This window comes from Streptomyces sp. NPDC060198 (assembly GCF_042728415.1).
Lineage (GTDB): Bacteria > Actinomycetota > Actinomycetes > Streptomycetales > Streptomycetaceae > Streptomyces.
In genome coordinates, this window is sequence record NZ_JBHWZJ010000103.1 from 1 (window position 1) to 21301 (window position 21301).

Annotated in this window: 23 protein-coding genes; 8 read left to right on the forward strand and 15 right to left on the reverse strand. The window is 71.4% G+C overall.

Annotated elements, in window-relative coordinates:
• Nucleotides 1-69 precede the first annotated feature (69 nt).
• Entirely contained in the window at nucleotides 70-930 is an 861-nt protein-coding gene (locus ACFWEP_RS15495) for a tyrosinase family protein (RefSeq protein ID WP_387370417.1), read from the reverse strand.
• A gap of 18 nt (nucleotides 931-948) precedes the next feature.
• Nucleotides 949-1404 (reverse strand): tyrosinase family oxidase copper chaperone, encoded by a 456-nt coding sequence (locus ACFWEP_RS15500; RefSeq protein ID WP_387370419.1) that lies wholly within the window; start codon nucleotides 1402-1404, stop codon nucleotides 949-951.
• Nucleotides 1405-1637: 233 nt separating this feature from the next.
• Here ACFWEP_RS15500 and ACFWEP_RS15505 point away from each other — a divergent pair, with 233 nt between their 5' ends.
• Both ACFWEP_RS15505 and ACFWEP_RS15510 read left to right on the forward strand, forming a co-directional pair.
• Nucleotides 1638-2924 carry a cytochrome P450 gene (locus ACFWEP_RS15505; protein ID WP_387370421.1) on the forward strand — a complete coding sequence of 429 codons (1287 nt, stop codon included), beginning with the start codon at nucleotides 1638-1640 and terminating at the stop codon, nucleotides 2922-2924.
• Nucleotides 2925-3006: 82 nt separating this feature from the next.
• Nucleotides 3007-4128: a glycoside hydrolase family 26 protein gene (locus ACFWEP_RS15510; RefSeq protein WP_387370423.1), complete on the forward strand. Its 1122-nt coding sequence runs from the start codon at nucleotides 3007-3009 to the stop codon at nucleotides 4126-4128.
• Between the two features lie 24 nt (nucleotides 4129-4152).
• On the opposite strand, the gene ACFWEP_RS15515 is transcribed toward ACFWEP_RS15510, so the two are convergent.
• The 4 genes from ACFWEP_RS15515 to ACFWEP_RS15530 form a co-directional block, all read right to left on the reverse strand.
• On the reverse strand, nucleotides 4153-4641 hold the full coding sequence (locus tag ACFWEP_RS15515) for an NUDIX domain-containing protein (RefSeq protein WP_387370425.1): 489 nt from the start codon (nucleotides 4639-4641) through the stop codon (nucleotides 4153-4155).
• 38 nt (nucleotides 4642-4679) lie between these two features.
• Nucleotides 4680-6272, reverse strand: a complete 1593-nt coding sequence (gene lnt, locus ACFWEP_RS15520) for an apolipoprotein N-acyltransferase (protein ID WP_387370427.1) — start codon at nucleotides 6270-6272, stop codon at nucleotides 4680-4682.
• 105 nt (nucleotides 6273-6377) lie between these two features.
• Complete coding sequence (locus ACFWEP_RS15525) at nucleotides 6378-6941, reverse strand: hypothetical protein (RefSeq protein WP_387370429.1); 564 nt, start codon at nucleotides 6939-6941, stop codon at nucleotides 6378-6380.
• Nucleotides 6942-7011: 70 nt separating this feature from the next.
• Nucleotides 7012-7797, reverse strand: coding sequence for a glutamate racemase (locus ACFWEP_RS15530; RefSeq protein ID WP_387370431.1), 786 nt, complete (start codon nucleotides 7795-7797; stop codon nucleotides 7012-7014).
• A gap of 57 nt (nucleotides 7798-7854) precedes the next feature.
• Between ACFWEP_RS15530 and ACFWEP_RS15535 the strand changes: the two genes are divergently transcribed.
• A complete protein-coding gene (locus ACFWEP_RS15535) occupies nucleotides 7855-9036 on the forward strand; it encodes a glycosyltransferase (RefSeq protein WP_387370433.1) in 1182 nt (393 codons plus the stop codon).
• Nucleotides 9037-9185: 149 nt separating this feature from the next.
• On the opposite strand, the gene ACFWEP_RS15540 is transcribed toward ACFWEP_RS15535, so the two are convergent.
• From ACFWEP_RS15540 to ACFWEP_RS15580, 9 genes are read right to left on the reverse strand one after another with little or no spacing between them, the layout of a single operon-like run.
• On the reverse strand, nucleotides 9186-10535 hold the full coding sequence (locus ACFWEP_RS15540; protein ID WP_387370435.1) for an ammonium transporter: 1350 nt from the start codon (nucleotides 10533-10535) through the stop codon (nucleotides 9186-9188).
• Between the two features lie 58 nt (nucleotides 10536-10593).
• Nucleotides 10594-11553: an urease accessory protein UreD gene (locus ACFWEP_RS15545; RefSeq protein WP_387370437.1), complete on the reverse strand. Its 960-nt coding sequence runs from the start codon at nucleotides 11551-11553 to the stop codon at nucleotides 10594-10596.
• A 1-nt stretch (nucleotide 11554) separates the two neighbouring features.
• The gene (gene ureG, locus ACFWEP_RS15550; RefSeq protein ID WP_387370439.1) at nucleotides 11555-12175 is read right to left on the reverse strand and encodes an urease accessory protein UreG; all 621 of its coding nucleotides are present in this window, start codon (nucleotides 12173-12175) and stop codon (nucleotides 11555-11557) included.
• Nucleotides 12176-12198: 23 nt separating this feature from the next.
• A complete protein-coding gene (locus ACFWEP_RS15555) occupies nucleotides 12199-12945 on the reverse strand; it encodes an urease accessory protein UreF (RefSeq protein WP_387370441.1) in 747 nt (248 codons plus the stop codon).
• A 9-nt stretch (nucleotides 12946-12954) separates the two neighbouring features.
• A complete protein-coding gene (gene ureC, locus ACFWEP_RS15560) occupies nucleotides 12955-14679 on the reverse strand; it encodes an urease subunit alpha (protein ID WP_387370443.1) in 1725 nt (574 codons plus the stop codon).
• Nucleotides 14679-15179: an urease subunit beta gene (locus tag ACFWEP_RS15565; protein WP_387370445.1), complete on the reverse strand. Its 501-nt coding sequence runs from the start codon at nucleotides 15177-15179 to the stop codon at nucleotides 14679-14681. The genes ureC and ACFWEP_RS15565 overlap by 1 nt, the downstream gene beginning before the upstream one ends.
• Complete coding sequence (locus tag ACFWEP_RS15570) at nucleotides 15176-16228, reverse strand: cobalamin biosynthesis protein CbiX (RefSeq protein ID WP_387370447.1); 1053 nt, start codon at nucleotides 16226-16228, stop codon at nucleotides 15176-15178. The genes ACFWEP_RS15565 and ACFWEP_RS15570 overlap by 4 nt, the downstream gene beginning before the upstream one ends.
• Nucleotides 16225-16530 (reverse strand): urease subunit gamma, encoded by a 306-nt coding sequence (locus ACFWEP_RS15575; protein ID WP_387370449.1) that lies wholly within the window; start codon nucleotides 16528-16530, stop codon nucleotides 16225-16227. The genes ACFWEP_RS15570 and ACFWEP_RS15575 overlap by 4 nt, the downstream gene beginning before the upstream one ends.
• A gap of 58 nt (nucleotides 16531-16588) precedes the next feature.
• Nucleotides 16589-17551, reverse strand: a complete 963-nt coding sequence (locus ACFWEP_RS15580; RefSeq protein ID WP_387370459.1) for an urea transporter — start codon at nucleotides 17549-17551, stop codon at nucleotides 16589-16591.
• Between the two features lie 205 nt (nucleotides 17552-17756).
• On the opposite strand from ACFWEP_RS15580, the gene ACFWEP_RS15585 reads away from it, so the two are divergent.
• The 5 genes from ACFWEP_RS15585 to ACFWEP_RS15605 all read left to right on the forward strand — a co-directional run bounded on the left by ACFWEP_RS15585 (nucleotide 17757) and on the right by ACFWEP_RS15605 (nucleotide 21054).
• Nucleotides 17757-18224: a fluoride efflux transporter FluC gene (locus ACFWEP_RS15585; protein WP_387370451.1), complete on the forward strand. Its 468-nt coding sequence runs from the start codon at nucleotides 17757-17759 to the stop codon at nucleotides 18222-18224.
• On the forward strand, nucleotides 18224-18598 hold the full coding sequence (locus tag ACFWEP_RS15590) for a fluoride efflux transporter FluC (RefSeq protein WP_387370461.1): 375 nt from the start codon (nucleotides 18224-18226) through the stop codon (nucleotides 18596-18598). Before ACFWEP_RS15585 ends, ACFWEP_RS15590 begins: the two co-directional genes overlap by 1 nt.
• A 236-nt stretch (nucleotides 18599-18834) precedes the next feature.
• Complete coding sequence (locus tag ACFWEP_RS15595; RefSeq protein ID WP_387370453.1) at nucleotides 18835-19416, forward strand: DUF6643 family protein; 582 nt, start codon at nucleotides 18835-18837, stop codon at nucleotides 19414-19416.
• Nucleotides 19417-19484: 68 nt separating this feature from the next.
• Nucleotides 19485-20309, forward strand: a complete 825-nt coding sequence (locus ACFWEP_RS15600; protein ID WP_387370455.1) for an MOSC domain-containing protein — start codon at nucleotides 19485-19487, stop codon at nucleotides 20307-20309.
• Between the two features lie 235 nt (nucleotides 20310-20544).
• Nucleotides 20545-21054 carry a hypothetical protein gene (locus tag ACFWEP_RS15605; RefSeq protein WP_387370457.1) on the forward strand — a complete coding sequence of 170 codons (510 nt, stop codon included), beginning with the start codon at nucleotides 20545-20547 and terminating at the stop codon, nucleotides 21052-21054.
• Nucleotides 21055-21301: the final 247 nt, after the last annotated feature.

Below are 21301 nucleotides of genomic sequence, written 5' to 3' on the forward strand. Positions count from 1 at the left end.
CTCCCCTCCTCATCCCCGGAGGGGAGGCCGGCCGCCGTGCTGTCCGGCGACGTGGGGAGAACCTACGGGTCAGGCGTAGCGGTAGACGCGGCTGTGGTCGAGCAGCCGGGACGGCGCGACGTCCCAGGGCGGCAGCGGCTCGTTCCGGGCGAACACCCGGCCGTGTTGCGGATCGTCGCCGGCGAGTCCGCGGGCGGGCAGGTAACCGGACCCCGGATGGGCCTTCTGCCAGCGGTCCCAGAGCCGGTCGATGAACGCGTGGTGCAGCCAGAACACCGGGTCGTTCGGGGAGCCGGCCCCTGCCATCGCGCCGCCGACCCAGCGGTGCACCTGGTTGTGGTTGCTGATGGCGCGCACCCCTCGGATGCCCCATCCCTCCACCCGGTTGCGGAAGCCGGTCCGGCTGAGGCTGTTCCACGGCTCGGTGTCGTACAGCGGGTCGTCCAGAGCCTTCTGGACGTCCCGAGCCGTGGGCAGTGCCACCGGATCGGCCGGCCTGCCGAAGTCACGGGTGAGGAAGAGGCCGTCCGTGACGCCGTTGCTGATGGACCAGTTCCCTTCGCGGTGGGCGAAGGGCCCCGTCGTGACCTGCCGGTCGCCTTGCCTCCCGTTGCCGCCCAGGAAGTCCGGCGTCCACGGCGGACCCCCCGGTGAGCGGTCCAGGGTCCAGTCCCAGTACGGGACGGAGACAGCGGGGTCGGTCTCTCGCAGAGCCTGCTCGAACTCCAGCAGGTACCGGCGGTGCCAGGGGAAGAACGACGGGGTCATGTGTGCCGCCCGGGGCCGGTCCTCCCCGTCGGTGACGTAGAACTCGCGGTGCATCGCTACGAAGTCGTCGTACCTCCCCGATCGCTTGATCGTCAGCACGGCGTCGACGAACCTCTTCCGTTCGGTCCGGGTGAGATCGCGCTGGTTCTTTCGGCTGTACACCTTCCACCTGCCTTTCGGTCAGATGCCCCGGGGCGCGGCGGAAAGCCGTGCCGTGCCCAGTACGTCGACCGCGGCGCGTGCGGCCGCGAGGGGCGTCGGATGCGACTCGTAGTGGGCGACCATGCTGAGGCAGCTCCCGTCGGCCCGGCGCATGAGGTGCAGAGGGTCGCCGTCGATGCTGACCTCGGGGTGGACCCCGTCGCTGCGCGCGGAGCGGACGCCGGCGCCGCCCGGACCGGCGTCCGCGCGCACCCGGATCGTCCTTCCCCGGTACGTCTCGGTGACCTCCCCCGGCCCCGGTGCCCCCGCGGGATCCGTGCCGTCGCCCCTCTCCGGGCCACGGGCGAGGATCGGTTCCCACGCGGCCCCGGTCCCGGCCACGACTCCCACCCCGAACAGGGCGCGCAGCACACCCCTGCGGGTGGCCGCGATCTGCTTGCCCGCGGGACCTCGGACCTTCCTGGTCGAACACATCTGCGTCCGCCTCTCCGTATACATCGGTGTTCTTGTCGGTCAAGCCGCTTGTCGGTACGGCTGATACCGACGCCCATCAGACGGTGCGTGCCGCCCTGCGGCCCGTAACGGCTCGCCGTGCCGCCGGTCAATCCCTCAACCGTGGGAAATCGGGCCAGTTCGCGGCCACGTCGAGCCTCGGGCGTGTATGGCCGGGACAGCATGGGAGACCCGACTGCCGAAGGTGGTGGACAATGAGCGTGCCCGGACAGGTCCCCGGTCTGCGTACGGAGCGGCCGAAGGACATCGATCTGGCGGACCCCGCGTTCTGGCGGCTGCCGCGTACCGAGCGGCTGCGGGCGTTCGCGCTGCTGCGCGAGCTCGACGCTCCGGTGCGGTTCACCGCGCGTACCGGCCGGGAAGCCGGGCTCTCCTTCTACGCGCTGGTGAAGCATGCCGACGTCAAGGCCGCGAGCCGGCGGGCGGACGTCTTCGCGAGCGCGCCGGGTGTCACCGTCCCGGAACCCGCCCGCTGGGCCAAGGCCGTCTTCGGCAACTCCATGGTGAACATGGACGGCGCCGACCACGCGGGGCTGCGCCGGATCGTCTCCCGCGCGTTCACCCCGCGTCTGCTCGCGGAGGCCGAGGAGAACATCGCCCGGGTGACACGCCGGCTGGTGGACGAAGCGGTGGCCGGCCGTTCCACCGACTTCATGCGGTCGGCCCCCGCCCGTCTGCCCTTCGAGGTCATCTGCGACCTGATGGGCATTCCGGGGAGGTACCGGCCGTGGATCGCCACCCAGATCGACCACGCGTCGAGCCACGTCGGTGTGGAGCGGCGCGGACTGGCCCGGATCCGGGTGCCGGGCCGGGGGCTGCGCTCGCTCGCCCGGATGCAGCTCGTGATGGCGCGCCTCGCGCACGAGCGTCGCCGCCGGCCCACCGGCGACCTGATCTCGGCCCTGGTGCGCGCGGACGTGGACGGCCAGTCGCTCGGCGCCCGCGAACTCGGCGCCTTCTTCTCGCTGTTGCTGGTCGCGGGGGTCGAGACGACCAGAAACGCGCTGGCGCACGGGATGGCGCTGCTGTCGCGGTTCCCGGATCAGCGCGCACTGCTGGTGTCCGACCTCGACGGTCACATCGACGGAGCGGTGGAGGAGATCGTCCGGCACTCCACGCCGATCATCCAGTTCCGGCGGACGGTCACGACCGGGCACGAGCTCGGCGGGCACGCCTTCCGCCCGGGCGACAAGGCCGTGCTCTTCTACGCCTCCGCCAATCGCGACGGGTCCGTGTTCGCGGAGCCGGACCTCTTCGACATCACCCGCTCGCCCAACCCGCATCTCGGGTACGGGGGCGGCGGCCCGCACCACTGCCTCGGTGCGCACCTGGCCCGGCTGGAGATGCGGGCCCTCTTCACGGAGGTCCTCGTCCGGACCGACACCGCGCGGGCGCTCGGCGATCCGGAGCTGGTGGACTCCAACTTCGACAACCGTGTCCGCGGTCTGCCGCTGACCTTCGATCCGGTCCCGACGCCGTAGTCGGCGTCCGCCCGGGTCAGCCCGCCCATGGAGCCGAGCCGCCGCCGGGCCGGCCGAAGTCCACCGATACCGAGGAGCAGCCGTGTCCCGTAGTCGCCGTATCGTCAATCTCTGTGTGGGAACGGTCGCGGCCGGTGTGCTCGCCGTCAGCGGTGCCTCCGGTTTCCGGGTCACCGGGACCGGCTCCACCGACGGTGCCGGGCCGCATGCCGATCCGAGCAGCACGGCGGTCGGCGCCTACCTGGACTTCGGTCCCGAAGGTGTCGCCCGCATGGCGGAGATGTCCCGCTGGCTCGGCGGGAAGGAGCTGCGGGTCGGGCACAGCTACCTCCCGGGCGACCTCTGGGTGAACATCGAGGGCTCCGTCGACTTCCTGGGAGCGTGGGCGGCCTGGCGGCAGGCGCAGCCCGACCGGATGTTCGTCCTCAACACGCCGATGCTGGAGCGGAACGAGGTGCGGGTGTCGGACACCGCGGTGCGCAGACGGCTGCTCTCCGGCGCCGCGGGCCTCTACGACCGGCATTTCCGCAAGCTCGCCGAGCGGCTGGTCGGGCTGGGGATCCCGGACACCGTGATCGTGCTCGGCTGGGAGATGAACGGCACCACCTACGCCCACCGGTGCGGGCCCGACCCGACTGCCTGGAAGGCGTACTGGCAGCGGATCGTCACCGCCATGCGCTCCGTCGCGGGCCAGCGGTTCCGCTTCGACTTCGCGCCGAGCCGCGGGCGGGATGCCGTTCCCTGGACCGACTGCTATCCCGGTGACGACTTCGTGGACATCGTCGGCATGGACTCCTACGACCAGCCGCCGGGCGAGAACTTCGACGACCAGGTGCACGGCGAGTACGGGCTCCAGAAGCACGTGGACTTCGCGGCCGAGCACGGGAAGCCGATCTCGTATCCGGAGTGGGGTCTCTTCCGCAACGGCGACAACCCCGAGTACATGCGCCGGATGCTCGAATGGATGGATCTCCACCCGCCCGTCTACCAGACGATCACGGACTACTGCCCGCACGGGGTGTGGGGGTGCACCGGGAACCCCGAGGCGTCGAAGCTCTACCGGTCCTTCCTCATGGACGAGAACCGGCCGGTCCCCGACCCCGCGGGCAGCTCCCCCGGCCCCGGCGAATGGTGCTTCCCACTGTCCCTGAACGACTGGATCACCGACTGGGCGACGAGCCGGCGGATCTGCGTACGGCTCTGAGGCCCGAGGTCTCCGGCGCCGGCCTCAGTCGAGGTCGGCGCCGTCGGCGGCCCTGAACCAAGTGGGTCCGTCGGTGAGGGACTGCTTGATCCGGAAGCGTGCGAACTCGGCCAGCGGCGGCAGCGCGTCCAGGGCGAACCAGCCCACCTCCAGCGACTCGTCGTCGTTGACGCGCGGCTCCCCGCCCGTCGCCCGGCACCGGAAGGTGACGTCGAGGTACTGGCAGTGGTCCCCGTTGGGGTACTCCACCGGCTCCAGCGCCTCGGTGAGCACCACGCGTTCGGCCACACAGCGCACGGCGGTCTCCTCGTACACCTCGCGTTCGGCGGTCCGTGCGGGCTGCTCGCCCGGTTCCGGGATGCCGCCGATGACCGACCACTTGCCGGTGTCGGCCCGCCTGCCGAGGAGCACCCGCCCGTCGTCGTCGAAGACGACGGCGCTCACCCCGGGCAGCAGGAGCAGCTGGTGGCCGGCGGTGGCCCTGATCGCGCGGATGAAGTCGGGAGTAGCCATGCGTGAGAGCCTCACTTGATCTTCAGATGGTGTGACGGTCAGACAGTACGACGGGCTCTGCGGGAGCGGACCGCGGCGAGGACGAGACCGGCGGCGGCGAAGAGCGCGACGACCCCTTCGGGCAGTGCGCCCATCCGGGTGGCGGGGGTCAGCGAGGACCGCAGCGGCACCTCGTCCACCAGGGCGGCGGGGGTGAAGAACCCGGACTTCTCCATGATCGTGCCGTCCGGCCGGATGACGGCGCTGACCCCGCTGGTGACCGGTACGACGACCGCGCGGCCGTGCTCCACCGCCCGCACCTGGGACATCGCGAGCTGCTGGTAGGTCATCTCGCTGCGGCCGAAGGTGGCGTTGTTGCTCGGTACGGCGATCAGCTGACCGCCTGCCTTCACGGTGTCGCGCACGGCGTCGTCGAACGCGGCCTCGTAACAGGTGACGAAGCCGACCTCGGTTCCGGCCAGGTCGAACACCCCGACCTTGGTGCCGGAGCCGAAGTCGCGCTGGACGCGGTCGACGTCCTTGCTGAAAATGCGGGCGACCGAGCGCATCGGCATGTACTCGCCGAAGGGCTGGATGTGCCGCTTGTCGTACGTGTCCAGCGGGCCCTTGTCCGGGTCCCACTGGATGAGGGTGTTGCGCAGCTTGCCGGTGTCGGGTTCGACGACCGCGCCGATCACCGTGGGGACGCCGATGGCCCGGACCGCCCGGTCGATGACCTCCCGGGCGTCGGGGTTGCGGTAGGGGTCGAGGTCGGAGGAGTTCTCCGGCCAGAGGACGAAGTCGGGCTGCGGTACCTTGCCCGCCTTCACGTCCGCCGCGAGCTCCTCGGTGACCCGGACGTGGTTGTCGAGCACGGCGCGCCGCTGCGAGTTGAAGTCCAGGCCCAGACGCGGCACGTTGCCCTGGATCGCGGCGACGGTCGCGGTGCCGTCCTCCGCGGAGTTGTCGACCAGCGCGAGCGAGCCGAAGGCGCCCGCGACGGGGACCAGCACCGCGGCGGCGGCCATCGCGGTCGCCGCGCGCGGGAGTTCCCCGGTCGAGCGGTACGCGCGTACCTGCCGGACCGCCTCGAAAAGGCCGAACCCGCAGAGGACCACCGCGAAAGAGAGGAGCGGGGTACCGCCGAGCGCGGCGATCGGCAGGAAGGCGCTCTCCGCCTGACCGAAGGCGATCTTGCCCCACGGGAACCCGCCGAACGGCACCCGGGCCCGGACCGCTTCGTCCAGGGTCCAGACGGCCGCCGCCCAGAACGGCCAGTACGCGAGTCTGGTCACGGCGGCGATGCCGACGCAGCCCACCGCGACGAAGAGCGCCTCGGCCGCGGCCAGAGCCAGCCACGGCACCGCGCCGACGTCCTCGCCGGTCCAGTGCAGCAGCGGCAGCATGAAGCCGAGTCCGGCCAGCAGGCCCAGGCCGAACGCCGCGCGCGGGCGGCGTTCGCGCAGGACCCAGCCGAGCAGGGCGAAGCCGGGCAGCACCAGCCACCACAGGGGCCGGGGCGGGAAGCTCAGGTACAGCAGCACTCCGGAGAGTACGGCCGCGGCGGGCCTGGCCCGGGTGAGCCATCGCCTGCGGGGGCGGGACTCGGGAACGGGCGACGGTTCCTCGACGGAGGTGATGGTGGCGCTCACCTGCGGGAGTCTACGGGCGACGGCTTTGCGCGCGGCAACGGGGAGACCGGGTGTCCGGCCACACCCTCTCGGCGAGCGCCGCCAGGTCGGCCGGCGGTCCGGGTGTCAGGCCTCGGAGGGCTTGCCCGCCGCCGGGAGGCGGAGCCGGTCGCGGATGAACCGCACGGCGGCCTCCGCGTTGTCCACGGTGACGGTGAACGACATGCCGTCGCCGAGCCGGAGCAGCAGCGCCTCGCCCCGGCGCACCACGACTGCGGTGCCCTGTTCGGGACGCCAGCGGTAGCCCCACCCGCCCCATTGGCGCGGGGTGACGCGGGGGACGAACTCGGCCCCCACGACATGGGTGAGCAGGATGCGGCGGCGTGGCAGCCCCATGTGGCCGCAGCGGACCTCCAGGGCGTCGCCGTCCACCTTCACCGCGACATGGACGAAGGCGAGGGTGCCGTAGAGCATCAGGAGTCCGGCGGCGACACAGCCGACCACCGACATCACCAGGGGCACGACGCCGGAGGTCCAGTTGGAATCGAAGGCGATCTCGACCCCGAGGGCCAGGCACGCCGCTCCCACGAAGGCGAGCAGCCACTGCGCACGGTTGGTCGCCTTGCCGGTCCACACGGTGGACGGCGCCTGGGTCGAGCCGTGCGCCGCACGGCCGGGGTGGTCCGTCATGCTCAGCAGCGTACCCATGACCCGCGCACGCGCGGCGGGTGCCGCGGGTCCGATCGGGCGGTCGTCGCGGTCAGCGGGAGGCGCCCACGCCCCGCAGCAGCCGGCCCTCGGCGTAGGTGAGAGCGGCGTCCGGCAGGCCGGCCTCGTGGCCGCCGAGGAGGACGGTGAGAGTTCCGGTCGGTTCGGCCGACGGAGCGGGTTCGGCGCCGATGCGGCGCAGCGCCTGGGCGGCGACGGCGCCGGCGGATCCGAGCAGGGCAACCGGGAGGAGGCCGGGCCGGGGGAGGGCGTCGGCGACGCGGCCGGCGACCAGTTCGTAGTGGGTGCAGCCGAGGACGACCGTGCCGACCCCGTCGGGAGTGAGGGCGGCGGCCGCGGCGACGGCGCGGTCGATCGCGGCCTCGTCGGCGTACTCGATCGCGTCGGCGAGTCCCGGACAGGGCACCTCGGTGACGTCCACCCCGGCCGCGAATCGGCTGATCAGCCCGCGCTGGTAGGGGCTGCCGGTGGTGGCGGGGGTGGCCCAGATGGCGAACGGTCCGCCGCCGGCGGCCGCGGGCTTGATCGCCGGTACGGTGCCGATGACCGGCAGCGCGGGCTCCAGTTCGGCACGGAGGGCGGGCAGCGCGCGTACGGACGCCGTGTTGCAGGCGACGACCAGGGCGTCCGGCCGGAGCTCCGCGGCGGCGCGGGCCACGGCGAGCGCGAGCGCGGTGACGTCCTCGGGTGTGCGCGGTCCCCAGGGCATGGTGGCGGGGTCCGAGGAGAGCACCAGATCGGCGTCGGGGCGCAGTCGACGCACCTCGGCGGCGGCTGCCAGCAGGCCGATTCCTGAGTCCATGAGCGCGATCTTCACCCGGTCACCTTATGCCACCCCCCTCCGCGGCCGGTCGGAGTGGGGCAGACTCGGCGGATGAGCGCCGTTGCCTGGATCGCCGTGGGTTCCTTGATCGCGTGGATGTGGCTGTTGCTCGGCCAGGGGTTCTTCTGGATCACGGACCAGCGGCTGCCCGTGCGGGCGGAACCGGCGCGCTGGCCCTCGGTCGCCGTCGTCGTACCGGCCCGGGACGAGGTCGCGGTCCTGCCGGTGAGCCTGCCCTCGCTGCTGGCCCAGGACTATCCGGGCGAGGTCTTCGTCGTCCTCGTCGACGACTGCAGCACGGACGGCACCGGCGCGCTCGCGCGGGAGTTGGCGGACCGCTGCGGCGGGCTGGAGCTCCGGGTCGTCCACCCGGGTGAGCCGGAACCGGGGTGGACGGGCAAGCTGTGGGCGGTGCGGCACGGGATCGCGGTGGCGCGGCGGCGGAACCCGGAGTTCCTGCTGCTGACCGACGCGGACATCGCCCACGAGCCGGACAGCCTGCGGGAACTGGTGGCGGCGGCGGGTCCCGCGGGCCCGGACGGCTACGCCCTGGTCTCCCTGATGGCCCGGCTCCGGGTGGAGAGCTGCTGGGAGCGGCTGGTCGTGCCGGCCTTCGTCTACTTCTTCGGGCAGCTCTTCCCCTTCCGCCGGGTGAACCGGCCGGGGGCGCGGACCGCCGCGGCGGCCGGGGGCTGCGTGTTGCTGCGCGACGAGGCCGCGGTACGGGCCGGAGTCCCGGAGTCCATCCGACAGGCGGTGATCGACGACGTGTCGCTGGCGCGGGTGGTCAAGCGCACCGGCGGCCGGATCTGGCTGGGGCTCGCGGAGCGGGTGGACAGCGTCCGTCCCTACCCGGGGCTCGCGGAGCTGTGGCGGATGGTCTCGCGGAGCGCGTACGCGCAGCTGCGCCACAGTCCGCTGTTGCTGGCGGGGACGGTGCCGGGGCTCGCGCTCGTCTATCTCGCGCCGCCGGCGACGCCGGTGGCCGGTTCGGTGATGGACGATCCGGCGGCCGCGTGGGCCGGGGGGCTGGCGTGGGCGGTGATGACGGGGACGTATCTGCCGATGCTGACGTACTACCGCCAGTCGCTCTGGCTCGCGCCGCTGCTGCCCTTCACGGCCTCGCTGTATCTGCTGATGACGGTCGACTCGGCCGTCCAGCACTACCGGGGGCGGGGCGCGGCCTGGAAGGGGCGCACCTATGCCCGGCCGGAGGCCGCCCCGGAGCCGTGAGCGGGCTCCGCCCGGGGCGGCCGCGAGGGTACGCCCGTACCGGGCCTTGGCCGACGCCCCACGCGTATCCCGTGCAGGGACGATCCCCCGCCGCGCGAATCACCGCGCGGGACGTCGGTCCACCGGTCCGACCAAGCGGCGGAAACGTCCTACCGGGAGTCCTCCCGGGCACGCAGCAGCCGGGTGATCTGCTTGACGAGCTCGTCGTCGTCGGTCACAGGCTTCCCGGAAACCAGTGCGCCGAGGCGTTCCGCCGTCTGGAAGTCGTACGCGCGCTCCTGCTCCTCGCCCGGCACCCCTTCGTACTCGGCCTTGTCGCGGAAGCCGACGGTCAGGTCGACCACTTTGGCGATGAGCCAGGTGAGGATGAAGGAGAACGCGATCACCGCGAGAATGGCGAGGACCTGCTTACCGAGCAGGCCCCAGCCGCCGCCGTAGAAGAGCCCCTTCTTGCCGCTGATCCGGGCGGTGGCGAACAGGCCCACCATGATCAAACCGATCAGGCCGCCGACGCCGTGCACGCCCACCACGTCCAGGGTGTCGTCCACCCCGAACCGGTACTTCAGGGTGATGGCGAAGGCGCAGACAGCGCCCACCACCAGTCCGGTGACGACCGCTCCGAGGGTGTTGATCTCGCCACAGGCGGGGGTGATGGCCACCATGCCGGCGACGGCAGAGGAGACGACGCCCATGGTGGTGACCTTGCCCGTACGCCACTTCTCGACCAGCGGCCAGGTGACCATCGCACCGGCGGCGCCGAGCTGGGTGTTGATGAACGCCGCCGCCGCGGTGCCCTGGTCGCTCAGCGCGGAGCCGGAGTTGAATCCGAACCAGCCGAACCAGAGGAGGCCCACACCGATCACGACGAGCGGGATGTTGTTGGGCCGTTCCTCGCGCCGGGCGAAGTCGCGCGGCGCCCGCAGCACCAGCGCGACGGCGAGTCCGGCCACCCCGGAGTTGAGCTCCACCGGGAGACCTCCGGCGAAGTCGAGTGCGCCGAGGTGCTTCACGATCCAGCCGTCGGTGTCGAACACCCAGTGGGCAAGAGGGATGTAGACGATCAGGAGCCACAGGACGACGAAGACGAGCCAGCCCCTCATCGTGGCGCGGTCGGCGATGGAACCGCTGATCAGGGCCACGGTGATGATCGCGAAGCCCATCTGGAAGGTGCTGTACACGTACGTCGGGATGTGTCCGGACAGGGTGTTCAGTTCGATTCCGCGCATGAAGGCGTGATCGAGGTTTCCGATCAGGCCGGCACCCCCGACGTCCGGGCCGAACGCGAGGGTGTAGCCGATGATCCACCAGAGGAGCGTGCCGAACGCGAGTGCGGCGAAGCTCATCTTGATCATCATCAGGATGTGTTTGGTGCGCACCATGCCGCCGTAGAAGAACGCAAGTCCTGGCGTCATCAGCAGAACCATGGCGGTGGAAGCGAGCAGCCAGGCGGTGTCCCCGGAGTCGTACGCGGGCGGCATCGGCGCGGGAGCGGTGTTCATCGGCGGGCACCTCGGGGGCGTGGGGGGGCGGCTTTTTGCGGGCGGGGGCGCGGGAGGACTACGGCTTACGCAGGTCCGGCGCGGGGTGGCCGGTGAGGAGGCGGTGCACCGCCTGGCGTACGGCCTCGTGCGCCGCGGCGACGCGGACGGGACTGTCGTCCAGGAACCGGACCCAGGTACCGCATTCCCGGGGCAGTGTGCTGACTCCGAAGAGGACGCCCGAGCCGGCCAGCGAGGTGTGCAGCGTGTCGGCGATCTCGGCGGCGGGGGCGCGATCCGTGACGACGAAGACCGAGGCGACGTGGTCGTACCCGGCGAACACGCCCGGCCCCACCACTCCCCCGCCGGGTCCGGCCGGCGTCAGACGCACCGTGTCGATGCCGAGGAGGGTGCCGTCGGGGCGGGTGAACCGCAGGTCGGTGGCGAGGGTGCGGTAGTCGTGGCGCTCGCCGCGGGCGAGCCGCCCGGCGGTGACGGTGTCGCCCAGCACGACGGTCGCGACGGGGGCGACCACGACTTCGGTGCACTGGTAGAACCGTGAGTCCTTGAACAGGATCAGCGGGTCCGGCAGGTACTCGACGTAGCTGCCCTCCTCCGCCGTCAGGTGCACACGCTGGCTGGCGAAGTCGTGCTCCATCCGGAAGACCTTGGTGGCCGCCTGAGTGGTGAGATGCAGCTCGGTTCCCGGCCCGCAGCGGACGTCGATCCGGTAGCGGTCCGCCTGGGCGACCCCGCCGCCCGTCGCCATCATGTAGACGTGGCTCATGCCGGGCATGGCGGGGTCGATCCACAGCGGGCGCATGATCTGCAGAGGCGACTTCTGGTAGCGCTCGACGAGTTCGGTGCGTCCGCCCCGTACCTCGAAGGCGAGGTCGAGGATGCCCACCTTGGCCGGGGAGCCGGCCGCGAGTGTGTCGGGCACGGAGGCCAGGGCCGCCACGTCCGGGGGGACGCGGGACGCCGCGTAGTACGCGGGAGCCAGCCGGTCGGTCGTGGCGGCGGGCGGCGTGGACGGCATGTCAGATCAGCACCTTGCGGCGTGATTCGAGGTAGAGCGCGATGTCCTCGATGCCGACGCCTGTGAGGCAGTCGGTGAGGACGACGGGACGGTCGCCGCGGACTCGATGGGCGTCGGACTCCATGATGCCGACGTCGGTCCGGACGTACTGCGCGATGTCGATCTTGTTGATCACCAGAAGATCGGATTCGGTGATGCCGGGTCCCCGCTTGCGCGGCATCTTCTCGCCCTCGGCGGTGTCCAGCACGAAGAGGAAGAGGTCGACGAGTGCCGGGCTGAAGGTGAGGGTGAGGTTGTCGCCGCCGGACTCGTAGAGCAGGGTGTCGGTGTCCGGGAAGCGCTCCAGCATCTCGGCCCCGGCGGCGAGGTTCATGGTGGGGTCGTCCCGTACGGCGGTGTGCGGGCAGGCGCCCGTCTCGACGCCTACGACCCGCTCCGGGTCCAGCACTCCGGCGAGGGTACGGCGGACGTGCTGGGCGTCCTCCTGGGTGTAGATGTCGTTGGTGATGACGGCGGGGCGGTGGCCCCGCTCGATCAGCAGGGGCACGAGTGCCTCGATGAGGGCGGTCTTGCCGGAACCGACCGGTCCGCCGATTCCGACGCGCAGTACGTTGTCGTCCATGGGTGCTCCCTGAGGTGTGAGGGTCAACTGGCGAAGAGCCGGGCTTCGGCCCGTTCGTGACGCCCGGACATGACGTCCGAGGCGAAGGCGGAGGCGCCGACGTCGGCGAGTTCGCGGCGCAGCGCAGCCTCGACGGCGGTCCCGATGACGGGGGCGACGCCCCGCAGCAGGGTCTGGGCCCTGCGGTGGTCGGTGAGCCGCAGGCGCAGGGCCGCACCCGCGAAGCTCGCGCAGAAGGCGAAGAGGTCCGAGGCGACGGCCTGGCGGACCGGGACACCCGTCGCCGCGTAGATGACGCCGGCGGCCACCGCCTGGGTGCCGGGGGCTTCCCGGCGTACGACCCGGCCGGAGTAGTCGCCGATCTCGGGGTGACCGAAGACCTCCTGGGAGAGGTCGAGGAGTTGCCGGCCGGTCCGGGTGGCGGCCTGCCGCATCTCCCGGCCGAGCTTGGTCGCGAACAGGTGCTCGTCGATCCCGACGACGGCCTCCGGGTCGCCCGCACACGTCGCCCGGTGGGCCAGCGCGAGCGCGGTGGCGTCGGCGGGACCCACGGCGTGCAGCAGCAGGTCCTCCAGGAGCGACGGCAGGCTCTCCGCGTCGACCGCGCCGGCCTGCGCGAAACCCTCCAGGCTGTGCGAGAGCGTGTAGAAGCCGCTCGGGAACGCCGAGTCGGTCAGCTGGAGGCTGACCAGCAGTGGCCCGAGCCCCTGGGTGCCGCCCGCGGACCCCGCCCCGGCCATCGGAGCGGGGTCGCCCTCTTCCTGGTACACGCGTCCGCCCTAGACCAGGAAGAACAGGTGGTTGAGGGGGAGTTTCTCGGCGGGGTCGATCGTGGCGACCTTGCCGTTGAGCGTGACCTTGAAGGTCTCCGGGTCCACCTTGATGTCCGGCAGGGCGTCGTTGCGGACCATGTTGTGCTTGCCGATGGTCCGGGTCCGGCTCACGGGGAGGATCATGCGTTCCAGGCCGAGTTCGGCCGGCACCCCGGCAGCGATGCCCGCCTGCGACATGAAGGTGGCGTGGGTCGCCTGGAGAGCCTTGCCGTACTGCCCGAACATCGGCCGGTAGATCACCGGCTGCGGTGTGGGCAGCGAGGCGTTGGGGTCGCCCATCTGCGCCCAGGAGATGATGCCGCCCTTGATCACCATCTTCGGCTTGGCACCGAAGGAGTGGATGGGCCAGAGCACGATGTCGGCGATCTTGCCCTTCTCGATCGAGCCCACGTGGTCGGAGATGCCGGTGGCGATGGCCGGGTTGATGGTGACCTTCGCCAGGTAGCGCAGCACTCGCTGGTTGTCGTTGCGGGCGGAGTCGCCCTCCAGGACGCCGAGCTTGTCCTTGCAGTGGTGGGCGGTCTGGAAGGCCCGGGTGACGGACTCACCGACCCGGCCCATCGCCTGCGAGTCCGAAGAGAACATGCTGATCACGCCGAGGTCGTGCAGGACCGACTCGGCGGCGATGGTCTCGGCGCGGACCCGGCTGTCGGCGAACGAGACGTCCTCGGGGATGTCGTGGCTGAGGTGGTGGCAGACCATCACCATGTCGAGCAGCTCGTCCACGGAGTTCTTGGTGTACGGCAGCGTCGGGTTGGTGGAGGAGGGCAGCACGTTCGGCTCGCCCGCCACGCGCATGATGTCGGGTGCGTGACCGCCTCCCGCGCCCTCGCTGTGGAAGGTGTGGATGGTGCGGCCGTCGATCGCGGAGCGGGTGTCCTCGAAGAAGCCGCTCTCGTTGAGGCTGTCGGTGTGGATGGCCACCTGCACGTCGTGCCGGTCGGCGACGCTCAGGGCGTTGTCGATGACGGCCGGTGTGGCGCCCCAGTCCTCGTGGACCTTCAGTGCGCAGGCGCCGGCCACGATCTGCTCGTTCAGCGCCTCCGGCAGGCTGCCGTTGCCCTTGGCCATGATGCCGAGGTTGACCGGGAAGGTCTCCGCCGCCTGCAGGAATCGGGCGATGTTGTACGGGCCGGGGGTGCAGGTGGTCCCGTTGGTGCCGTCGGACGGGCCGGTGCCCCCACCGATGAGGGTGGTGATGCCGTTGGTCAGCGCCTGCTCCGCCTGCTGAGGTGCGATCAGGTGGACGTGCGTGTCGATGGCACCGGCGGTGGCGATGAGGTGTTCGCCGGCGATGGCCTCGGTGCCGGGACCGATGACGAGATCCGGGTGGACGTTGTTCTGGGTCTGCGGGTTGCCCGACTTGCCGATACCCGCGATGAAGCCGTTCTTGATACCGATGTCGCACTTGACGACGCCCACCACGGGGTCGATGAGGACGACGTTGGTGATGACGGTGTCCAGAGCGCCCTGGGCACTGGTGGCCTGCGGATCGGAGGCCATGCCGTCGCGCATGGTCTTGCCGCCCCCGTAGAGGACCTCGTCGCCGTACTGGCCCTCGCTGAAGTCCTTCTCGACCTCGACGACCAGGTTGGTGTCGGCAAGGTGGAAGCGGTCGCCGACGGTGGGACCGAACATGTCGGTGTACTGCTTGCGCGGCAGGATGGGCATCAGCGTGAACCCTTCTTCTTGGCCTTGTCCTTGGCCTTGGCCGGCCTGTCGGTGGAGGCCTTGGTGTCCTTGTTCTGCGGCGTTGCCTTGGCCCGCGTCTCTCCGTCGTCGGCCCAGGTGCGCCGGGGGCCGGCTCCCTCGAAGCCCTGCTCGATGGCCTTGCGTACCGCCTCGACCTTCGCGGGGTGGGAGGCGAGACTGCCGTTGAGCAGGCCGCTGAAGCCGACGAGGCGGCCCGTTCCGGCGTAGGTGCAGAGTTCCACCTCGCGCGAGCCGCCGGGCTCGACGCGTACCGAGGTGCCGGCCGGGATGTTGAGGTGCATGCCGAGCGCCTTCTGGCGGTCGAACGACAGCGCTGAGTTGACCTCGAAGAAGTGATAGTGGGACCCGATCTGGATCGCGCGGTCCCCGGTGTTGCTGACGGTCAGCTTGACCGTGCGCCGGCCCGCGTTGATCTCGATGGGGTCCTCGCCGTAGAGGTATTTCTGGCGGTCGGTCATACGGAGCTCCTGACAGCTCGGTCCGCGCCCTCGGCGATCGCGTGGGGGTGCGGGCGGGGGTGCGAATGGCTGTGGACGTCGTCGGAGTGACGATGCGTGTGCGGGTGGCTGTGGGCGTGGTCGTGCTCCTCGCCCGACGGGTGCCTGTGCATGTGGCTGTGGCTGTGGCCTTCGCCCGGCGGGTGCGTGTGGTCGTGGCCCTCGCCCGGCGGGTGGTCGTGACCGTGGTCGTGGTCGTGGTCGTGGTCATGAGGGTGGTCGTGACCGTGGTCGTGGCCCTCGCCCGGCGGGTGGGTGTGACCGTGCCCGTGGTCGTCGGCCGCGGTGAGCCCGGCGGTGATCCCGTCGTCGGCCCGCTCGCTCCAGCGGCGTCTGGCGTCGGCGACCCGCTCGGCGAGGACCCTGATCAGCGCGGCCCGCGACACCGGGGGGCCGGCGCACTCGATCCGTACCCCTGTCCGGTCGGCCGGGCCGGGGACTGCGGGCGACCGCGGTACGGCGAACGCGGCCGGGAGCAGCACCACCCGGTCCGCCCCGAGGAGGAGGCAGCGCCTGACGCCCTCGGCGGAATCCGGATCGCCTCCGGTGAACGCGACCTCGACCAAGGCGTGGTGGCCGTAGCGGTGGACCAGGCTCGCGACCCGGTACAGCTCGGCGTCGTCGAAGGGGTCGCCCGCCGGGGCGGTGACGAGCAGCGACGAGGTGACCGGGACACGGCTGGCCGCAGCGCGTAGCCAGGCGATCAGATGTGTGGTGGTGCCGAAGGGCTCGGCCAGCAGGGCCCTCGGTTCCCGGGAGCCCTCGCCTCCGGGCAGCGCGCGGAGGGTACGGGCCGTGTCGGCCACGAGTCGCGGGTCCCGTCCCAGAGTCATCGGGACCACGCAGAGCTGCTCGGGCCCGGGACGCCTTTCGGCCACGGCGCGGTAGAGCTCGCGCCCGCTGGACACGACGACGACCCCGAGCGTCTCCAGGTCACGGAGCGCCTCTCCGTGCGCCGCCTCGTGACCGCACACGGCGACCACGCGGCAGTCGTCCGGCAGCGCGTTCATCCGCCGATGGGGTCGTGACAGGACACCAGCTTGGTGCCGTCGACGAAGGACGCCTCGATCTGCAGCAGTCCGAGCATCTCGCGTACGCCGGGCATGGTGTCGTCCTCGCCGACGACGTGACGGCCGAGTTCCATGCAGTCGGCGACGCTCTTGCCGTCCCGGGCGGCCTCCAGGATCGCCTCGGAGATCAGCGCCACGGACTCGCTGTAGTTGAGCTTGAGCCCGCGGCCCTGGCGCTTGCGCGCCAGGTCGGCCACGACGTACACCAGCAGTTTGTCGATCTCGCGTGGTGCGAGGTTCATCGTCGGTACCTCTCAGTGCGTGCGGACGGTCGTGGAGGGGGGCTCGGGCCCGGCGGGGTCAGCCGCTCCGGCGGAAGCGTGGCAGCAGAGGGACGGCCGCCATGAGCACCCAGGTCGTGAGGATGAACGGCCAGGTGAAGGTGTGGCCGCCGAAGGGTTTGAAGAGCGAGGTGAGCGAGGCCGTCAGCCCGGTGGTGGCGGCTGCGCCGAAGAGGGCATAGACGCCGTTCCACACCGTGGCGGTGAGGAACACGGCGCCTACCGCGATGGCGACGAGCACGGCGTTGTAGCCGTAGATGCCGTTGGCGATCGACGCGGTGGGGGCGCCCAGTGCCCAGGCGGCGACGATCCCGACGACGCTGCCGGCAGCCGCGTACAGGAGGACGCGCACCCCGGCGAAGGCGAGGCCGACCAGCATGATCAGTCCCACGTACCACTCGTCCACCAGGAAGATCTGCGACACGTTGGTGAAGAAGGCGTGCCACAGGTCGTTCCAGGAGATGCCGGTGTCCCCGCTCGTCGTGCTGGACACGGCGTCGGGGGCGCCGTGCCAGATCCTGGCGAACGAGGGTGCGCCGAGCACCATGACGCCGGACACCAGGCAGAAGGGCGCGGTGAGGGCGGTCAGTCCGTAGGGGGCGAGGAAGGTGGTGAGCGCCGCCATCAGCAGGGTGCACATGATCGCGCCGACGACGGCCAGGACGTACGTGGCCGGGTGGTGCCCCAGCGAGGTGACGAGGGCGATGCCGGTCAGGCAGCCGCAGTAGCCCTGGAGACCCTGCGCGATGCCGGTACGGTCGGCTCCCAGCGCCCAGGCGGTCGCGGTGGAGATCAGTGTGCCGAGGGTGGCGAAGAGACCGATGCGCCAGCCGGCCGCCCAGAGCCCCGCGAGGATCAGGACACCGGTCCAGAGGGCGGGTTGCAGATCCACCTGGCCCACTCCGCGCACCGATGCCAATAGATACGCGCTCGGCTGTCGTCGTTCGAGTTTCCGGACCACGTCCGGCTCCGTCATGGACAAGGCGTACTCCCGCGATGCGGAGAGCTCCACTCTCCTTGGACGGCATGAAGGGCGAGTCATCAGGACTCACTCACATCCCATTACGTCCACAAGGAAGCTCATCCAACCCTCTGGGAGTGCCGATGTTGAGCCGCCCGGGTTCAAGCCGGGACCGGAGTGCGCGCTGTGCTGCGGCGGACCCGGTGCCGCTCCATAGGTTCGGCTGATGACCCCGACGCCGTTCGCTCATCACCGACCGCACCCCGACCACCCACCCGAGGCCCGGATCACCGTCGTCGCCGCGGTCGCGGTCGGGGGTGCGGCCGGCGCGGCGGCGCGCTACGGCGCCGAACTGATCTGGCCGACCGGCACTGCCGCGTTCCCGTGGACGGTCCTGCTGATCAACGTCGTCGGCTGCTTCCTCATGGGCGTCCTGATGGTGACCGTGAAGCTCCGCCTTTCCGGCACCCATCCGCTGGTCAGCCCGCTCCTGGGCACCGGTGTGCTGGGCGGCTTCACGTCGTTCTCGCATTACGTGGACGACGTCCGGGAGCTGTTCGACAACGGGCAGCCCGGATACGCGGTCGGCTGCCTGTCGCTGACGGTGGTGGGGGCGCTGGCCGCCGTCACGGTGGGAGCCTTCGCCACGCACGCGCTCCTCGGAGACCGCCGCAACTCCCGGGAGGAGGCGTGATCGGCGACTGGCTGCTCGTCCTCGTCGGCGGGCTGGTGGGTGCCCCGCTGCGTTATCTGCTCGGAGTGGGCGCCTCGCACCGTCTGCGCTCAGCTTTTCCTTGGGGCACCTTCGCGGCCAACGCGGCCGCCTCACTGGTGCTGGGCTTCGTCTCCGCCACGGCGTCGGACGGAGATCTGGGGACCCGGACCCAGCTCCTCCTCGCCACCGGCTTCTGCGGGGCCCTGTCGACCTGGTCGACGTTCTCGTACGAGCTGCTGACCCTGACATCGACGAGGCGCCTGGCGACGGCCGGGAGTTATCTGGTGCTGAGCGTGGGCGCGGGTGTCGGGCTGTCCTTCGCAGGTGCGGCGGTGGCCGGAGGCATCTTCTGAAGGCGCTCGGCACCCCGTTGCGGGCCGTCGGGCCGGAGTCCGCCCGTCCTCCCAAACCGGGACGCGGCAGGATCTTACGACAGCGGGCCATGCGCTCTTTACACGATCACTACAGCCCATGGTGACCCTTTTGAGGAAGTTCGCTCGCATTGGCGAACTCAGCTGGCGCACAACTCGCGAAACAACCTTCTGGGCGGCCTCCCCAACTAGCACATCGTGGGCTTAACTTAGGTGGCATGACCTCCCCCCGCTCCAGCTACGGAAGCGGCTACTACGCCGCACCGTCGTTCGCCGACACTCCGATCTACGACTCCCTGGTCGCGGAGCGAGGCACGCCTCAGATCGCGCCGATCCGAGTGCCCGCCGCCTACGAGACCGGCAACAGCTTCCTCCCCGCGCTGCCGTCCTCCCTGCCGGCCCTTCCCGCAGCTCCTTCCCAGCCCGCCGGTTCTTATGGCTATCAGCAGCCCATGGCGCAGCCGTACCAGCCGCAGGCTCCGATGCATCCCGCGCAGATGCAGCCCGCACAGCTGCAGCACGCCCCCGCGCCGTACATCCCGCAGCAGCCCTCGCCCATGCGGGGCTATCCGCAGCAGCAGACGCCCGCCCGGGGGTTCCCCGCGCAGCAGACCCCTGCGCGCGGCTTCCCGCAGCAGCAGGCTCCGGGGCGCGGTGGCTACCAGCAGCAGCAACAGCCGCCGAGGCCCGCGCCCGCCACCGGCTACGAGGCGATGCGGCCGGCGGCACCCCGCCCGGCGCCGGCACCTTCCCCGTACGAGGACCCGTACGACCGGCCGTACCAGGGCCGGGGGTACTGACCTCCCACGCGCGGAGGGACGGCTCCGGGCGGGCGCGGGGTGCCGGAGGACCCTGACAAAATGAGTGCATGGCGCCTCCCGTTCTGCACTCCATCCATCTCCACCCCGTCAAGTCGCTGGCGGCACTGACCGTCGACGAGGCCCTGGTCGAGCCGTGGGGACTCGCGGGCGACCGTCGTTGGATGCTGGTGAACGGGGCGGGCACAGCTGTCACACAGCGTCAGGAACCCCGTCTGACGGGGATCTCCGCGACGCCGCTGCCTGGCGGTGGGGTGGAACTGTCCGCGCCCGGCAGGGAGCCGCTGGCGGTGGCGGTGCCGGAGCACTCGGACACGGTCGTCGTGGAGCTGTTCGGGAAGAAGTCCGAGGTGGTCGAGGCGGCACCGGCCGCGCACGCCTGGCTGAGCGGGTTCCTCGGGGCGGAGGTCCGGCTCGTCCACCAGGACGAGCCGTCGTACCGGAGGCCCGTCGACCCGGCGTACGCGCGGCCCGGGGAGACCGTCAGCCTCGCGGACGGGTACCCGCTGCTGGTGACCACCACCGCGTCGCTGGACGCCCTCAACGCGCTGATCGCGAGGGGCGACCACCCGTGGGAGGGCCCGCTGCCGATGAATCGGTTCCGGCCCAACGTCGTGGTGGACGGCACCGTCCCCTGGGAGGAGGACGGCTGGCGGCGGATCGTGATCGGAGCGGTCGCCTTCCGGGTCGTGAAGCCGTGCGCGAGGTGTGTGGTCACCACCGTCGACCAGTCGACGTCGGAGCGGGGCAAGGAGCCGCTGCGCACGCTCGCCCTGCATCGCAGGTCGGGGACGAAGCTGCTCTTCGGCCAGAACCTCGTGCCGGAGAGTACGGGAACGGTACGCGTCGGTGACGCGTTCCGCGTTCTCGGGTGAACCCTGTGCGGCCGGCCGGGAACGGTGCGGGGGCACAACCGCGTTGGGGGTGGTGAGGCCGCTCTCCGCACTCCTCGGAGCGCACGCGAGCGCTTCGGGCGGGGTGCGCGACGGGGAGACGAGGGGGGCGAGGGCTGTGCGGGCGGTCTCGGGGGTATGGCGCTGGCGGCACAATCCCCTGTGCCGGGGAACGGATCGCCGCGAGGCGTGGCTGGCGCTCTGCGCGCTCCTCCTCATGGTGGCCGTCGCGCCCGCCGTCGGCTGGCTCTGCGGTCTGCTCACCGATTCCGCCCTGCGCGACACGATCCGGGAGCAGCACGCGCACCGCCACCGGACGAGCGGGATCGTGCTGAGCGTGTCCATGAGCCCGGCCGCGATCTCCGGCGACCCGGAGAGCGGCGCCGACCCCGCGACCCGGCAGACGGTGACGGCGAGCTGGAAGGCCCCGGACGGCGGTGGGCGGCACGGCACGGTCCCGACCGCGGCGCGTGTGCGCAAGCCCGGTGAGCGGGTGCTGATATGGACCGACGACCGCGGCGCTGTCGCCCCGCGCCCCATGGACGTGCCCACCGCGCACATACACGCGGGCCTGGCCGGGACGGGTGCGTTCCTGCTGACGGCCGGAGTCGTGGAGGCGGTCCGGCGGACCGTGGTGCGGTGCATGGTGCGACGGCGCTACGAGCGACTGGACCGGGCCTGGGCGACGGCGGGCCCCGACTGGGGCAGAACCGGGACGGGCTCCTGAGCGGCTCGCCGACAGCGCCCGCGACGGTCCCCGAGCACCCCCGCGCGGTTCCCCGTACGGCCTCGGGGCTATCGTCCGCAACAGGCTCCCGGTATGGGTGAACCGCGCTCCGGACCGGGCCGACGTCCTTGTCCGGGGCCCCACTTCGGCGAGGGGGGTGCCTCTATGTCGTTCGTCAAGGCATCCCTGTCGGGCTTGGGGTGGTTCGGGTGGTGGGGTTATGCGGCGAGTTCGACGTCCTTCGGTG

Coding starts and splice junctions, on each gene's coding strand:
- ureC (WP_387370443.1), bottom strand. CDS start 14,679: ATGCCCATCCTGCCGCGCAAGCAGTACACCGACATGTTCGGTCCCACC.
- ACFWEP_RS15585 (WP_387370451.1), top strand. CDS start 17,757: ATGACCCCGACGCCGTTCGCTCATCACCGACCGCACCCCGACCACCCA.
- ACFWEP_RS15565 (WP_387370445.1), bottom strand. CDS start 15,179: ATGACCGACCGCCAGAAATACCTCTACGGCGAGGACCCCATCGAGATC.
- ACFWEP_RS15600 (WP_387370455.1), top strand. CDS start 19,485: ATGGCGCCTCCCGTTCTGCACTCCATCCATCTCCACCCCGTCAAGTCG.
- ureG (WP_387370439.1), bottom strand. CDS start 12,175: ATGGACGACAACGTACTGCGCGTCGGAATCGGCGGACCGGTCGGTTCC.
- ACFWEP_RS15500 (WP_387370419.1), bottom strand. CDS start 1,404: ATGTGTTCGACCAGGAAGGTCCGAGGTCCCGCGGGCAAGCAGATCGCG.
- ACFWEP_RS15605 (WP_387370457.1), top strand. CDS start 20,545: ATGGTGGCCGTCGCGCCCGCCGTCGGCTGGCTCTGCGGTCTGCTCACC.
- ACFWEP_RS15595 (WP_387370453.1), top strand. CDS start 18,835: ATGACCTCCCCCCGCTCCAGCTACGGAAGCGGCTACTACGCCGCACCG.
- ACFWEP_RS15525 (WP_387370429.1), bottom strand. CDS start 6,941: ATGACGGACCACCCCGGCCGTGCGGCGCACGGCTCGACCCAGGCGCCG.
- ACFWEP_RS15515 (WP_387370425.1), bottom strand. CDS start 4,641: ATGGCTACTCCCGACTTCATCCGCGCGATCAGGGCCACCGCCGGCCAC.
- ACFWEP_RS15545 (WP_387370437.1), bottom strand. CDS start 11,553: ATGCCGTCCACGCCGCCCGCCGCCACGACCGACCGGCTGGCTCCCGCG.
- ACFWEP_RS15575 (WP_387370449.1), bottom strand. CDS start 16,530: ATGAACCTCGCACCACGCGAGATCGACAAACTGCTGGTGTACGTCGTG.
- ACFWEP_RS15505 (WP_387370421.1), top strand. CDS start 1,638: ATGAGCGTGCCCGGACAGGTCCCCGGTCTGCGTACGGAGCGGCCGAAG.
- ACFWEP_RS15540 (WP_387370435.1), bottom strand. CDS start 10,535: ATGAACACCGCTCCCGCGCCGATGCCGCCCGCGTACGACTCCGGGGAC.
- ACFWEP_RS15570 (WP_387370447.1), bottom strand. CDS start 16,228: ATGAACGCGCTGCCGGACGACTGCCGCGTGGTCGCCGTGTGCGGTCAC.
- ACFWEP_RS15535 (WP_387370433.1), top strand. CDS start 7,855: ATGAGCGCCGTTGCCTGGATCGCCGTGGGTTCCTTGATCGCGTGGATG.